Origin of the sequence: Maribacter ulvicola, assembly GCF_900155985.1 — a bacterium.
Taxonomy (GTDB): domain Bacteria; phylum Bacteroidota; class Bacteroidia; order Flavobacteriales; family Flavobacteriaceae; genus Maribacter; species Maribacter ulvicola.
The window spans coordinates 190,236-206,902 of sequence record NZ_FTMA01000003.1 but is presented as its reverse complement, the minus strand read 5'-3'; the positions used below and the strand labels follow the sequence as shown (position 1 = coordinate 206,902).

The 16,667-nt window shown below is 37.3% G+C and carries 6 protein-coding genes and 1 tRNA gene; 3 read left to right on the top strand and 4 right to left on the bottom strand.

The annotated features are described in order from the left end of the window. Positions 1–14 precede the first annotated feature (14 nt). Positions 15–1,196 carry an OmpA family protein gene (locus BW936_RS11565; RefSeq protein WP_076548558.1) on the top strand — a complete coding sequence of 394 codons (1,182 nt, stop codon included), beginning with the start codon at positions 15–17 and terminating at the stop codon, positions 1,194–1,196. 627 nt (positions 1,197–1,823) lie between these two features. Here BW936_RS11565 and BW936_RS11560 read toward each other — a convergent pair. The 4 genes from BW936_RS11560 to BW936_RS19640 form a co-directional block, all read right to left on the bottom strand. Further along, positions 1,824–2,501, bottom strand: coding sequence for a hypothetical protein (locus tag BW936_RS11560; protein ID WP_143744133.1), 678 nt, complete (start codon positions 2,499–2,501; stop codon positions 1,824–1,826). Beyond that, positions 2,498–6,094, bottom strand: a complete 3,597-nt coding sequence (locus BW936_RS11555) for a PQQ-dependent sugar dehydrogenase (protein ID WP_076548556.1) — start codon at positions 6,092–6,094, stop codon at positions 2,498–2,500. The genes BW936_RS11560 and BW936_RS11555 overlap by 4 nt, the downstream gene beginning before the upstream one ends. A gap of 96 nt (positions 6,095–6,190) precedes the next feature. Next, a complete protein-coding gene (locus BW936_RS11550) occupies positions 6,191–7,732 on the bottom strand; it encodes an FAD/NAD(P)-binding protein (protein ID WP_076548555.1) in 1,542 nt (513 codons plus the stop codon). A gap of 167 nt (positions 7,733–7,899) precedes the next feature. Then, a tRNA-OTHER gene (locus BW936_RS19640) sits at positions 7,900–7,989 on the bottom strand. A gap of 217 nt (positions 7,990–8,206) precedes the next feature. Here BW936_RS19640 and BW936_RS11545 point away from each other — a divergent pair. Further along, positions 8,207–14,791, top strand: coding sequence for a PKD domain-containing protein (locus tag BW936_RS11545; protein ID WP_159439018.1), 6,585 nt, complete (start codon positions 8,207–8,209; stop codon positions 14,789–14,791). 1,052 nt (positions 14,792–15,843) lie between these two features. Further along, positions 15,844–16,635 (top strand): glycosyltransferase family 32 protein, encoded by a 792-nt coding sequence (locus BW936_RS11540; protein WP_076548553.1) that lies wholly within the window; start codon positions 15,844–15,846, stop codon positions 16,633–16,635. Positions 16,636–16,667 lie beyond the last annotated feature (32 nt).

The following is a 16,667-nucleotide window of genomic DNA, read 5'->3' as shown; positions in this document are numbered from 1 at the left end:
CAAATTATTTTTTTATGAGAACAGCTAAAATATTTAGTTTTTTATTTATGTTCATGGCTTCATCTGTCATTTTTGCCCAAGATGAACTTCAGATTACGGCAAAAGATAGTATTGTTCAAAGCTCATGGATAGTTGGTGTCGGTTTTAATGCCGTTGATGATTCCGGTAATGTTTTTGACGGACTTGTTAATTTCGGCGATGAATGGAATATTGTTCCATTTCCTTCTAGAGTAAGTATTGGTAGGAATTTTAAAAGTGGTTTAGGTATAGAGGCCATAGGTACTTACAATGAATATAAAGAAGGCAAAATTATTGACTCGGAAGTTATCCCTGAAAATATTAGCTACTTTGGTATTGATGGTAGAATTACCTATGATATTAATAAAATAATTGGAGAAACTGGCTGGTTTGATCCTTATGTAGGTGTTGGAGCTGGTTATACGGATGCAAACAATAAAGGAAGGGGAACATATAATGCAGTAGTAGGTTTTAGAACTTGGTTTTCTGATAGATGGGGCTTAGATTTTAGTTCTACAGGAAAATGGGCTATGAGCCAAAGTGAAGGAGCTTCAAATCATCTTCAGCATTCTGCCGGAGTCGTATATCAATTCGGGATTGAAAAGGGGCTTTCTAAACGTGGCGAGGAAAAACAAGAATTGTTGGCTGCTATAGAAAAAGAAAAACAACGTCAAAGAGATTCTATTAACGAGGTTAACCGTTTAAAAGATGAGGCATTGTTGGCAGAAAGGTTGAAGAAGCAAAAAGAAGCAGACGCTTTAGCTGCTAAAGAAAAAGCAAGAATAGATGCGTTAAACAAGAAAAAAGCTGAAATTAAAGCAAGAATTGAAAATTTAGGTAATGTTTATTTTGCTTTAAATTCATCGGTTATAAATTCAAATTCCAAGAAAATAATGAATTCTTTAATGTTGATGTTTGAAGAGATTCCTACATTGAAATTGAAGATTACCTCGCATACAGATTCTAGGGGTGCTTCTAAGTATAACGATTGGTTGTCTCAACGAAGGGTAGATAACACAAGAGATTATTTATTATCTAAAGGTGTTCCTGCAGATAAGTTGACAACAGAAGCGTATGGCGAAAATAAATTATTAAATGAGTGTGATGACAATACCTATTGTCCAGAAGAAAAGCATGCTATTAATAGACGTTCAGAATTCGTTATCCTAGAATTCTAATATTCTATATATCTTATAAATACACCCTTTGGTACATCTAATTGCCAAAGGGTGTTTTTATTTTGTAGGAGGTGAGCCTCCATGGTTACGCACACACAAGAAAACACAATAAGCTGGAGCGCACGCACTGTCAACTATAGTTATGATTGGCTATAACATGTCTTTTGGGTGAGTCACATGGTTTGCTTAGAGTTTAAAAGTTAATGGTATTTTAAGTCGTACCTGTGTACCTAATACAAATAATGATGAAATTAAGTATCTGGAAATTAGTTTAGAAAGGAGTTATATCCATTTTTTTCAACGTGTTTCTTCTTATGGTACAATTCATTGGCAAGTACAAAAAAGCCCAATACGCTCAAAGAAGATCATCATAGAAGCATCTAGTATTCATAGAGCCTTTAGGAGAGCTGTTGTTATAAAGGGAAATTATTTTGTTTCTGCTGTGGGGTAAACATCATAATGAAAAGGAAGTCGCTCTTGAGTAGAAGAAAGCTAGGAAAAATTGAGGGATATTAAGGGTAGTTTTTAACCGGTTGTCAGTACTTATTTTAAAGACTATATAGGGGCTTGCCTTCAAGGTTATCTATTTTCTAATGAGAATTAGAATTTGTAACAAGGTATTTAAACTTATCCAACAGAAAACGTAAATACCTCAGACGTAGATTCGTTCCCAACGCTATCTTTGGTAACAATTTTCCAAAAATAGGTTTTGCCGGCTATTACAGGAATATCGTTATGTCTAGAAGCACTAATACCGGACACAAAAATTTCAGGGTTTTCTATTTCTCCAAAATATAGGTCATGAGAAACGATGTCCAGGTCAGGATCTTCAGATTTCCAAATTAGGTTTACGGTTGTACTTGTTTGGGATATAGCAGCTCCACTTACAGGAGAGATGGCTGTTGCAGGATAGGGAACTGTAGACTGTGATCCTGGTCCTTCATTGTAAAAATTCCAAACTTTGCTGTTGTTATTGGTTTTTCCGGTAACATACCATGAATAGGCTACACCACGCTCTAGTGTAATGGCAACTGTGGTATCGTCACTTGGTATTACAGCTGTTTGAGCGCTTAAGAGGTTGGTTAAATGAACGGTGTACGGGCTATTGTCATTTTGATCTTCCCATTCAAAAACTAGTTCGCTTTGTGTATCTGAAACAATGACGCCTTCGGTACAATTAGAATCGTTTTCAGGAAAAATCAAGGCAATATTAATTTGATCCTTGGCATATTCCAAAACATCGGAATCTACACCACAAGACTGTATGATAATCATCAATACAACTAGAAATCCGCTTTTTTTCACTGTTTTAAAAGTTTGAAGGATTTGTTTAAGCTATCGCCCTTTAATCTTAAAAAATAAACCCCAGAACTTAATAGGCTGGTATTAATTTCAATGATGGATTGCTCAACTTTATAATTGTCAGAATGCACTAACAATCCTGATTCTGTAAAAATAGCTATTTCCAACTTATCTATCGTAAGAGATTTTAAATCTATGGACAAATGATTACCAACGGGGTTAGGATAAATTATAGGAGTGTTTTTTAAATATATGATCTCTTCATAGGTACCTTGACAAAGTTGATTGGTACTTACGCTTATGGTATTAGTTTCGTCTAATAACGGTATGTTGATCAGTTCTTTTTTAGTTTTAAAACTTTTAGCGTTTACTTGTATGGTATATTCTTCTGCACCACTCATTTTTAAATTAACACTGTTGGTTTCAGGGTCTAAATCCAATAGTACGTTCAAAGGCAAAGGTTCGGTAATAACAATTGTAGAACAACTTTGGTAATATTTTTCACCTATAGAAGTAAGGCATAGTGTGTATGTTCCCTTTTCTAAATTGGTAATACTTAGCGTTTCACTAAAGACAATGGTACTATTACTGTCCACACCATTAATAGTCGCCGTAAATTCTTCGTTAGTGATGGATTCTATCAAAATAGATCCGTTGGCTGAATTGATACAAGAAGCACCGGTTGAAGTTATTTTAAATTGATTTGCGGGGTATGATGTTATACTGCATCCGTTTTCGTCCACAGTTGCTCCATTGGCAGTATTAGGGCAGTCATCGTTTTCATTTAAAACGCCATCGTTATCGTTATCTCCATTATTTTTTAATTGATCGCTAGAACATCCGTTTTCATCTACGGTTGCTCCATTGGCAGTATTTGGGCAGTTGTCGTTTGCATTGATTACGCCATCGTTATCATCGTCTTCCTTATTGTTTAATTGATCGCTAGAACATCCGTTTTCATTTACGGTTGCTCCATTAACAGTATTAGGACAAATGTCGTTTACATTCAATATGCCATCGTTATCGTCATCCTCATCATTAGCAGTAGTGGATACCGTTAAGGAGAGGGTATTTGTACAACCTTCTGATGTGGTGAAAATATAAGTTCCGGATTTTGAAGAGTCAATGTTTTCTATGACATAGTCATTGGCAACAATGGAGCCATCTGGCAGCGTGATGGTAAAAGAGATATTATTAGGTAAAACACTTAAGGTGATATCGTCTCCTTCTGTTATGGTTAGATCGCTATTGCCACTTTCCCAAGTGCCGTTAATAGCATAATGGGGTACCACGCTCTCATCTGTGCAAAGTACCGCTCCCCATACTGCAATGTTGTTCGCACTTATGTTTCCTGCCGAACTAAAGTTACCACCAACCAAAAGCTCCGTGCCATTTTTAATAAATTGTAACGTATTAACGCGGGTGTTTACACCTACGTTGGTACCTGAGCCTAATGCTTCCCAACCTTCTTGTGAACTCCACCGAGCTATATTTTTCACAATTTTATCTATAGTACCATTATCACTGGCGGTGTCAAATGTACCACCAACATAGATATAAGAGCCGGCACTTGTAATAGCATTTACATTTCCACTTACCCCAGTGCCCAAAGCTTCCCAGGTGTTGTTTTTTTTGTGGTATCGTGCTATTCTATTCACCGTTTTGTCTCCTGCTAAAGCAAAATTCCCTCCCACGTATAAATATTCACCTGCAGAATTTATGGCTTGCACATAGCCGCTTGTTCCTGTACCCAATGCCGACCAGTTAGAACCGTCCCAACGGGCAATTCTTGCGGTGGCTATTCCGCCTGCGGTATCAAAATTTCCACCTATATAGACCTTATCTTCATCTATGTGTATGGAGCGTACGTCATTGTTCGTTCCAGAAATATTGGTGGCACTATCTGTGAGTAAGTTCCAGGAGTTATTTTCCCATTTAGCTATATTATTAGCATTCAATCCACCTGCTGTCGTAAATATGCCTCCTATGAACAATGCGCCATTCTCATTTACTTGCATAGTAGTGATGGGTCCGTTGGTGCCTGAGCTTAATGCTGACCAAGCACTACCATTCCATTTGGCGATATTATTAGCTTGTATACCGGCAATTGCTGTAAATTCGCCACCAATGTATAGTGTTCCGTCAGGGGCAACGGCAGTAGTTAATATGCTGCCTTCAATGTCACTGCCCAAGAATCCCCATTCATTGGTGGTGCTTAATGTTGCTAAAGCTGATACGCTAATACCACCTGCAGTGGAAAACGAACCCGCTATATAACTTTCACCACTTGTAGATGTAGCAATAGCTTCAACAATACCGTTGGTACCTGATGCTAGTGGTTTCCATTCCCCAATACCATCTACCGGTGTGGCCACCGGACCGGATATGGTTTCAGTCAATTTAAATAATTTGGCGTTAGATCCATAATCCGAGAAATATAGTTCACCATCTTCATCTTCTCCAAAAGAAGAAATAAACGCTCCGTTGGTTTTAAAAAGTAATTCGTTTGATGTTGAACCATTAGTGGCATCGTATTCTAGAGCCCACACACGACCAGATACATAATCACCGTATATATATTTATTTTTTAAACTATTATTGGTTAACGACCCTCTGTAGGTATAACCACCTGTAATTGAAACGTCAGATGCGCTGTGGTCGTAAAAGAATATTGGTTTAATATCAGGTGTAGTAGAAAGTGATGTGCCGTTACCGTAACTAGGTTCTGTATTTGCCTCAAATTTGTTCCAGCCATAATTACCGCCTTTGGTGATAATATTGATCTCTTCATACGAATTTTGTCCTACGTCTGATCCCCAAAGTGTACCTGTAGGGTCAAAAGAGAATTTCCATGTATTACGTATACCCCAGGCATAAAGTTCATCTAATCCTGTTTGGCCTACCCTAGGGTTGTCAGAAGGTATTTCGTATTTGCCATTTGGCAATTCAGGGTTTGTTTCAAGGGGGTTGTTGCCATCTAAATCAACATCGATCCTTAGTAAACTTCCAAAAACGGTATTTAAATTTTGACCATTACCTTTTGGATCTCCACCACCGCCACCATCACCTACTGAGATGTACAGATAACCATCTGGACCAAATGCAATTTTACCACCGTTGTGGTTAGAGTCTGACTGGTTTTTTGTGAATTGGGCAATAATGGTCTTAGAAGAAGAGTCAATCAAATTAGGATTGGAACTATCCACTTTATAACGGGCTAGGTTAATTCTATAAGTGCTGGGCTTATCTATGTAGTAGATGAATATATAACCGTTAGACTCATAATTTGGATGAAAAGCTAAACCTAAAAGACCTATTTCCTGCCCAGAACTATATGCCACTGTAGAGGAAATATCTAAGAATGTTTTTTGTTCTTGAACGGTAACATTCTCTTTATTGGGAAAAACCTTTATTAAGCCAGGTTGCTCTACTACAAAAATCCTATCACTGTTGTCAGCGCTATTTTGTATTTCTACCGGGAAATTAAATGATAGATTTGGGAAAGCTTCTTTATAAGAAGTCTGGCATAATATAGATGAAAATGTTAACTGTAGCGTTAAGAATAAAAAAAAGTTAATCGGTTTGGTGGGAAACATGAAGCTATATTTACGGCGTCAAATATAAGCTTACTTTATAATTTTTTTTAATTTGAAAAAAAATAAAAAGGAGTCTAAAAAAAATATTTTCCAACATTAATTTATATTCTTTAATATTTTTTGGGATAAAACAGAACTTGACCAAATAATTCTAGCACAATGTTCTAAATGCCAAAATATTTTATCATTGATCTGATTGCCTGCTAACAAGGGGCCTGCAAGGTATAGGTTTTCAGAAGCTTGCATGTTCTCATCTATTTTAAAACCAATTTTTGATGGGTTTGGTTCACATAAACCATCACTGATAAGATTTTTCAAAAATGGAGATAAATCTTCAGAAGATAAGTCAACACTGCCAAGGCAATTAATTACAATATTAAAACTTTCGGAAAAATCTTCAGTTTCAGTTAAATTTTTACCGGTGTATAGGAGAGATAAACCGTTTTCATCATTAGTAAGGTCCTTAAATCTACCCTTAATATGGTTGAATCTCTTTAGACTTGAAAGTTCATCTACAACTGACAGGTAATGTTGACCGGCACATCGTTGCCTTCTGCCTATTTGATTGCCGTGAAAACAAGCAAAGTTTAAAAGCTCATCATGGCTTAACTTAGGTAGTAAACTGCCAAAACCCTTAGAAATAATACGTACCGTGGTAGCGGCACCTATATTTAATTTTTCCGCTTCATCAATATCTTTATGTGCTGCCTCGGCAATCTGATTAGCCATTAATAATGGTTCATTTTCTAAAGCCTGTAGGTGGACAGCTTTGAATTTTTTTGCTTTTTCCTCATCAAAAAAGCCGTCGGGCATAATGCCGTGAGAAGACAATGTCTTAAATGTGGTATCGTATTCGGTAAGCGGAAATTTATCGCAGATTTTATAAATCATCTCTAGGCCGCTGGCATTTGCCCCTAATACGGCAATTTTTGTAGGTAAACCTAGTTCTTTTCTAGCATGTAAGAAACTAGCGATCTTTTCCATGTTTTGCTCCATACCTAAGCCATAAGGCTCTTTAATGTACAGAGAAGCGTGGTTGTCTTCTAAGTTTGGCTTGTGTAGTTTTTTATAGGGTAGGGAACCAATTGCAAGAATAACTTTTTCAGAAATGATTTCGGAATCGTCTTCCAGGGTAATTTTAAAATCAGTTCTTTTTTTACTTACGCTAAGTACTTCTTTTTGTATATAAGTTACGTGTAATCTATTTATGTTACTCAGCCTTTTAATACGGGACGCTACTTCTTGCTTTATATATTTTCCAAAAAAGAATCTTGGTATATATAAATCATCCCAATGTCCTTCACTATAGCGTGGTTTGTTGATTTCTACCCATTTAGCGGCATAATCTCCTCCACTTTCAATGAATTGCTTTGTCAATTCATTGATATTATGGTCTAACCAATTTTTAAAATGAGTTCTATGGGGTTCTGTAATGAAATTCTTTAAATCTTGTATAAGCAATACAGATTTACCGGAACGATCTCCATAAGGCATGCCTTTAAAAAAATCAGTGCTTTTATCTATTATGGTAAGCTCAATGGTAGTACCATTTTTCTCTTTTTCAAAATTATCCAAAAACGGGATTAATGTATAACTTGTTGCTATACCAGCACCAATAAACGCTATTTTGATTGACATTTTAGTAATACTTTTAAAGTAAGGTTGACAAAATTAATATTAAAAAGGGCAGTGGACGTTTTAAATTAGTTGAACTCATTTATTTGTTCGTTCATGTGCCTTTTATTTTGTGTAGCCTCATGAAGATGTAAAGATAAAAAAAAGCCCGTTTAACGGGCTTTTTTTAGCGGAGGAAGAAGGGATTCGAACCCTCGAAGGCGTTAACCTTAATAACAAAATGCATTGTTATTTGCATTAGACCACTCTGCCATTCCTCCTTTATGCTTTTTTGTTAACGTACATCATTACATTATATTGTATAGGACTACTTTTTTATGGTATAAAGCATACTTTTTACACTTAATGATGAGGGTATTTTCGTACAAGTAAATTAAACGTATATATATGAATTTGAACGATATTAATCTGTCACTTAGGTTTATTGGTCTTTTTTTGTGAGTGGAATTAGACATGTTCTGTTATAAAATGTTAAAGATGAAAAAAAATTACCCACTGAACTTAAATACTATAAAGAAATCTGCCTTAGTAATGGGCATAACGGGTTTTGTTTTAATAGCAATGAGCTTTGGTCCCATGTTTTTAGGACCGGGTCTTACCACACCTGAACCTTTTGATGTTGAGGTGAACACTGATTTCATTATAGCAGGGGTTGGCACACCGGCTTATGAAGAGGCGTTTCCTAACTTGCAGTTTGACTCTCCAATTACCTTTAATCCTGTACCTAACGACAATAAAATTATTGTTGGCCAATTAAATGGTGAAATTTTTTGGATAGATGATAGTAATACGGCTGCTCAAGAAAATCTGATAGTAGATTGGTCTGCTGAAGTAGGTGACCGTAATGAAGCTGCCGTTTGGGATGGGGGGTTTTTGGGCTTGGCCATACATCCTGCTTTTGGTGTTGATCCAGATAAAAATTTAATCTTCGTGTATTACACTACCAATGCGGCCAATAACTTGCTTGGTGCGGATCAAGGTTTTACATGTGGTAGAGAAAATTTTAGTGGTAATTATCTTATGTTAGAACGTTTTAGGGTAGATCCCACTACCATGGCCTTTGTTGCAGGTAGTCGTGAAACTATGATACAGCGCGAATTGTACAATACTACCCACCGTGGTGGTGGTATGACGTTTGGACAAGACGGTTACTTGTACCTTACTACCGGCGATCAAGCTAGTTATTCTTCAGCTCAGGATATTGCTAATAATTTAGATGGCGGTGTGCTGCGTTTAGATGTAGATATGATTGGTGGGTCCACCAGTCATGCCCCAAGAAGGTTATTACAGGACCCTGGTGTAGGGAATACGAATCCGGGGAATCCAGGTTTTTTAGCTACTGAAGGATTCGAAAAATCCGGAAATTATTACTTCATTCCTAATAACAATCCTTTTAACGATCCGGCAGGAACGGTTTTTGAGGAATACTATACCATAGGGCATAGAAGCCCGCACCGTTTAACCATGGATTCGGCCAATGGTGACCTCTATATTGGCGAGGTAGGTGAGAATAGACATGAAGAAATTAATGTTCTACGTAATGTTGCTACCACCGCAGGTCAAAATTATGGTTGGCCACTTTGGGAGGGTAATGCTCCATATAATCCGGGGTGCGCCGTTACTTTATATAATGGAGGTCTTCATGAAGGTCCTTTGACAGATTTTGTAAGGACAGAAGCTCTTTCTATTATTGGCGGGTATGTATATCATGGTTCTATTAATCAATATAAGGATAGATATATTGCGGCAGATCATGGAACTAATCAATTATTTGCTATAAATACGCAAGATGGTTCCAAAGAAAGCTTGGGGGTAGGTCCAGGTCAAGTAATTTCTTTTGGGCAGGATAGTAGTGGAGAACTGTACATGTTGACCTTAGGAGCAGGAGGTGATAGCGGTATTTTTAAATTAAAAGCGAGTACGGATACCGAAGATATTCCAGATTTACTTTCAGATACAGGCGTGTTTGTAGTGGATGGTGATGGTGATTTTTCGGATATAACGGAACTGAGCGTTAACCAAGGTTTTATTCCTTATGACATGGTTGAATCTTTTTGGTCTGATGGCGCTCTTAAAAGAAGATGGTTAGCTGTTCCCAATGATGGCACGCATGATACAGCTGCCGAAAAAATAGAATGGTCAGAGAATGGCGTGTGGAACTTTCCGGTAGGTTCTGTAATCGTTAAACATTTTGATTTCCCACTTGACGATACACCTAATCCTGCCACACGTAAAATAGAGACTCGTTTTTCGATAAAAGCGGAGAATGGAGAATTTTATTTCCTGACCTATAAATGGAACGAGAATGAAACCGATGCCGTATTAGTGGATATGGCAACTGGTGATAATGCAACTATTGATGTTGTCCGTAATGGAGTTCCAGAGACCGTAAATTGGTTATACCCGTCTAACGCACAGTGTATTCAGTGTCATAGCCCAGCTTTAGGAGGTACTTTAGGACCTCGTACTCGAAATTTGAATAAGGAAATTGACTATGCAGAAAAAGGGGGGACTGTCGCTAACCAACTGGTTACTTTAAGTGCTTTGGGAATTTTAGATGAGACTATTGCTGATACGGATACTCAAGGATATTTGACTCATATTGCTATTGGTGACCCAAATGGTACGATTGATCAACAGGCACGTTCTTATCTAGATAATAATTGCGCCTATTGCCACCAACCGGCTACAGGTAATGGAGCACAATTTGATCTTCGTTTAATGAATACATTGGCTCAAACAGGACTGCTAACTGCAGTTGGTAATACCATACCGGGTTTTGATGGCCAACAACGTGTGTTAATACCTAGTCAAGCAGACAATTCACAGCTTTTTCATAGAGCCGAAAGTACTGATGAAGTTATGATGCCTCCTTTGGCCAAAACTATAGTAGATCAAAAAGGGGTAGACCTAATTGAAGAATGGATCAACGCTATGGCACCAATAGCCCCTACGCCTGATTTAGATACGTATAGATTAGTAAATTTTGAAACAAATGCCACATTACAACTGGCTGAAAATAGTAATGAAACAGGTGTTAATGTACAAGAAGGCGGCTATGAAGGGTTAGACACGCAGCATTGGGCATTTGAAGGTGCAGGTGAAGCAGGTTTCTACAGGTTTAAAGCAGTTAGTAGCAATAGATACATGGATGTTGCCGGTTTTGGTGATGGTTATAATGTAAACGTATGGCAATGGGAGGATAATGGCTCTGCACCACAGCAATGGGAAATTGTTGATGCAGGTGATGACACCTTTTTTATTATATCAAGGTCTACCGGTAACTTTTTAAGTGTTGAGCCAAACGGTAATGTGATCGTAGGCGAAGATGATGGTAGCGATATATATAGATGGAAATTTTTACCCACCAGTGCACCCTTTGATATAGGCATAACGGTACAAGGTGAGCAAATGATAACTACTGAAGATGGTACCACAGATGACTTTAGTATTGCCTTAAAATCTGCACCTGCTACAGATGTGGTTATACTTTTAGAAGTAGATGTTATAGATGAAGTTTCTCTTTCAGAAACAGAACTTACTTTTACTTCCACCAATTGGCAAACACCACAAATAGTAACGGTAACAGGTTTAGATGATACTGATGTTGACGGAGTTCAATTTTATGATATAGAAATAGCGGTAGATAATACACGTAGTGATATTGCTTATGCTGGCTTTATTGAAAATTTAGCAGGCTATAATGAAGATAATGATGGTGGGGTAGGAGCTCCACCGGCGCCAGGTAACTATAGAATAGTAAATGTGGAGAGCGGCTTATCATCAGAAGTGGTCAATGGCGGTACGGCCAATGGTGTAAATATTGCCCAAGGATTATATCAGGGTAATGATCATCAACAGTTTGAACTGGTCTATCGTGATAATGGCGTGTACTCCATAGAGGCGGTACATAGCGGTAAGGTTATGGATGTTGAATTGGCCAATGAAAATGCAGGTACCAATGTATGGCAATATACATTTAATGGCTCTGATCCACAACTATGGTCCATTCAAGACGCAGGTGATGGTAATTACCATATCATAAGCGAACTGGCCGGCTATTATTTGGGTATTGATGATACCGGAAACATGTTGGTAGATGTGGATAATGGCAGCGATAAATATAAATGGCGTTTTGAAGATATTACTGCATTAGGTAATACGGGTATTGCAGTTAGTCAAGATCTTCTAATTACAAGTGAAGATGGTTTATCTGATACCTTTACGGTTGAGCTAAAAACACAACCTACGGCTACTGTTACTATTGATTTACAAATTATAGAGGGGGTTGGTGAAGTAAGTTTAGATAAAAACCAACTTGTTTTTACGGATGCAACGTGGAATGTTCCACAAATTGTTACCGTAACAGGAGATAATGATGACGCTATTGATGGTATTCAAGATTTTACCATAGAGGCTGTAGTGGCTGCACCTTTTAATGACCCTTTATATAGTTCTGGCTTAGGGAATAGCGTGTCTGGTCTAAATTATGATAATGATGAAGGCGCCAATAGTGCTCCTTTACCAGGAATTTATCAGATACGTAATGTGGGTAATCAAAAAAATATTATGCCAGATGCAGGAGATGTATCTTGGCAGGTAAATATGCTAACCGATACTTATAATGCTTCAGAGTATCAGCATTTTGAGTTGGTTGTTGAAGGAAACGGCTTATATAGTATAAAACTAACCCAACAAGATGCAACAGGTAGAGATTTATATTTGGACAATCAAGGTGGTAGTCCTGATCCCGGAACTAATATTTGGTCCTATATTGCCATTGATGGTGCTACCAATATAGCTCAGCATTTTGAAATTGTTGGGTTAGGTGATGGGTCTTATTCAATAATAAGTGCGCTTTCTACCGGGAATTATTTGACCGTAGAACCTGATGGAAACCTGATTGCTGATGTAAATGGAGATACGGATTTCTTTAAATGGCAATTTTTGCCTACCGGTTTCCCTCCAGTAGCTATTGCTTCTGCAGATATTAATTCAGGAGATGCACCTTTAGAAATTCAGTTTACAGGGAATACATCTACAGATGACAAAAATGATATTGTAGCATACCTTTGGGACTTTGGCAACGGTGATACTGCTACTGATGAGGATCCAAACTATATTTTTCCAGAGGGAGGTACTTATTATGTTAGTCTGACCGTAACTGATGGAGATGGTTTTCAAGACCAGAGCGACGAAATAGAAATTATTGTAAATGGAGCACCGGTAGCGGTAGCAACTGCAGATATTGAGGTAGGCGAGGGGCCTCTAGAAGTCACTTTTACGGGAGACCAATCTGACGATGATTCAGGTGTTGTGGCATACTCTTGGGATTTTAAGGATGGTACAGTCTCTTCAGAGCCAAATCCGGTTCATACCTTTACTGGCATAGGTACCTATGATGTAGTGCTGACGGTAACAGATGCTGGAGGATTAACAAATTCGACGACCATAAGCATTACTGTTAACGCTGTAAATGGAGCACCGGTAGCGGTAGCAACTGCAGATATTGAGGTAGGCGTGGGTCCTCTAGAAGTTAACTTTACGGGAGATCAGTCTACCGATGATGTAGGTGTTGTTTCATATTCATGGGATTTTAATGATGGAACGGTATCTTCAGATGCAAATCCCGTCCATACCTTTACGGACATAGACACGTATGATGTAGTGCTGACGGTAACGGATGCCAATGGTTTAACAGATTTTACGACCATAACCATTACTGTTAACCCTGTAAATGGAGCACCGGTAGCGGTAGCAACAGCAGATATTGAGGTAGGCGTGGGTCCTCTAGTAGTCAACTTTACGGGAGACCAGTCTACCGATGATATAGGTATTGTGTCATACGCATGGGATTTTAAGGACGGAACGGTCTCTTCAGATGCAAATCCGGTTCATACCTTTACTGGCATAGGTACCTATGATGTAGACTTGACGGTAACGGATGCCAATGGTTTAACAGATTCTACGACCATAACCATTACTGTTAATCCTGTAAATGCAGTACCAGTAGCGGTAGCAACTGCAGATATAGAGGTAGGCGAGTCACCTCTAGTAGTCAACTTTACGGGAGACCAGTCTACCGATGATGTAGGTGTTGTTTCATACGCATGGGATTTTAATGATGGAACGTTATCTTCAGATGCAAATCCGGTTCATACCTTTACGGACATAGACACATATGACGTAGTATTAACGGTAACTGATGCTGGAGGTTTAACAAATTCGACGACCATAAGCATTACTGTTAACCCTGTAAATACAGCACCAATAGCGGTAGCAACCTCAGATATTGAGGTAGGCGAGGCGCCTTTAGAAGTCAGTTTTACGGGAGACCAGTCTACTGATGATGTAGGTATTGTGTCATACGCATGGGATTTTAATGATGGAACGGTATCTTCAGATGCAAATCCGGTGCATACCTTTACGGACATAGACACTTATGATGTAGTTTTAACGGTAACGGATGCCGATGGTTTAACAAATTCGACGACCATAACCATTACTGTTAACCCTGTAAATGCAGCCCCAATAGCGGTAGCAACTTCGGATATTGAAGAAGGCGAGGCGCCTTTAGAAGTCAGTTTTACGGGAGACCAGTCTACCGATGATGTAGGTATTGTGGCATACGCATGGGATTTTAATGATGGAACGGTATCTTCAGATGCAAATCCGGTGCATACCTTTACGGACATAGACACGTATGATGTAGTCTTAACGGTAACGGATGCCGATGGTTTAACAAATTCGACGACCATAACCATTACTGTTACAGAAGAAAATATAGTTTTGGAACAGCCTTCTTTTGATTTTAATTTAGCTCCTAACCCTTCAACTGATTATGTTGAGGTTAATATGAAGGAGAATTTTAATGTGGATGAAATCATAGGGGTTATGATGCATGATAGTGCAGGTAGGTTAATTAGACAATTCATGGTTACAGAGGTCTTACAAGATGGTAAACTAAGTATACCTACTTTCTCTTATAGAAATGGAGTTTATGTTGTTACCTTAATGTTCAACAATAATGAACCCGTTTCTAAACGACTAATAATTCAGTAGGTCTATGAGTAGGGAGAATTAGATGAATATATAGACGTACTATTACATACTTTATCTTATTAAAAAGGGCTGAACGATGGTTTCATTGTTCAGCCCTTTTAATTTTTATCAGATTATGTTTTAAATGGTATTTGTATGATGTTTAAATCTTCATTTACAATAGTATAGCAATCAAAAAACAGTATTTATACGCCTTTTATATAGAAGGGAAAAAGTGTGGCGTACGTAATTCTTCATATTTATTGAAATAGTTCTTTCACTAATTTAAATGAGATAGAAGAGGGTTTTAGTATTCTAGTGTAATCATACGCGGTATATGTAATATAATATTACAAGTGTGGTTTTGCTCTTTGATCTAATTACAAATTTTTAGTAGTATTCCGTTTTCTTTAGTGTTTGTGAGAACAGAGCTCATTATCAATGGTTTTAAACGGATCAAGAACTGTTTTAGACAGGACTAGATGTATTTTTTTAATCTTGTTGGTATTCTGCGTTCTGGTATAATAAAACAACGGACTCCTATATTGGCGTTTACATATATTTAAACCTTAAATTTCTTAAGCACATCAATATATTGGCTCCTTGTAGAATGCTACTTCTACAATTAAGTTAGTATTTGTATGGTAACTTACTAAAGTGCGTTAGCGTTTTTTAATAAGCTTACATACCGCTTTGTACCCATTAAGAAGGAGGTGTTCCCGTTTTGGTATTATTTTTCAATTGTAGACTTTTTTTAGCCTATTTATGAATGTAAACTATTGCGCAAGGGGATGTAGTGCGCTAAATTTTAGGGTACCTCTATCCTGATCATAAAGATCGCGAGCTATTGATTTAAAGCTGTACAAACCGTTACATAGACCTTGGACTATTATGCTATTTCTCGACTATATTCTTCGCAACGTAGTTTTTAATTGTTTTAATTTTCTTTAGATAAGAGTTTTTATGATATATCAACCTTAATAAAAATGGTTTTGACGATTAAGTTGAGTGGTTTAATTGTTTAGTTATAAGTTAGTTATAAGTTATTTGCTTGTTAATTTAAATAATTTTCGATGATACCTAAGATAATTCACTATTGTTGGTTTAGTAATGGCAAAGCGTTTCCGAAAGACTTAAAAAGGAATATAGCATCTTGGAAAAAAATGCTTCCAGAGTATGAGTTTATGTTGTGGGACAGTGACAGTTTTAATTTAGAAGAATGGCCGTTTGCTAAAGAAGCTTTCCAAAAGAAAAAATATGCCTTTGCATCAGACGTTGCAAGATTATATGCGATGTATACCTATGGTGGTATTTATTTAGATACAGATGTTCAAATTTTAAAGAAGTTCGATGATTTATTGCATTTGCCCTATTTTGCTGGCTTGGAGCACACCGGAATTATGGAATCGGCCATTATAGGAACAGAAAAAAATGCTGATTGGATGGCTAAATGTTTGGAATATTATGATAATAAATCTTTCATTAAAGAGGATGGCAGTTATGACCTTCGGATTTTACCTGTAATTTTAAGGATACAGCTAGAAAAGATAAGGGAAATAGAACCCATGAGTTTTTTGGAAGTAAATGAAGTTAACGATATTATAAAGGATACAAGTAAATTTTATTTATTTCCATTTGAATATTTTAGTCCAAAAGATGTTGAATCCGGTCAAATTCATAAGACCGAGAATACATACACCATTCATCATTTTAGTGGCTCCTGGTTACCCGCTTTTTCCATAGTTCGCAGAAAAATTAAATTAATGCTTGGCGTAAACACCATCAATAACTTGCTTAAAATTAAAGTTATAAGTAGTTTTTTGGGATATTTAAAAAAAATAGAAGCTAAACTGGATAATAAGTAATAGGCAATTTAGAATATAATTTATATGTTCTA

Bases quoted from the DNA above. Each gene is read 5' to 3' on its own strand.
- BW936_RS11545 (WP_159439018.1), top strand. From the start codon at position 8,207: ATGAAAAAAAATTACCCACTGAACTTAAATACTATAAAGAAATCTGCC.
- BW936_RS11550 (WP_076548555.1), bottom strand. From the start codon at position 7,732: ATGTCAATCAAAATAGCGTTTATTGGTGCTGGTATAGCAACAAGTTAT.
- BW936_RS11565 (WP_076548558.1), top strand. From the start codon at position 15: ATGAGAACAGCTAAAATATTTAGTTTTTTATTTATGTTCATGGCTTCA.
- BW936_RS11555 (WP_076548556.1), bottom strand. From the start codon at position 6,094: ATGTTTCCCACCAAACCGATTAACTTTTTTTTATTCTTAACGCTACAG.
- BW936_RS11540 (WP_076548553.1), top strand. From the start codon at position 15,844: ATGATACCTAAGATAATTCACTATTGTTGGTTTAGTAATGGCAAAGCG.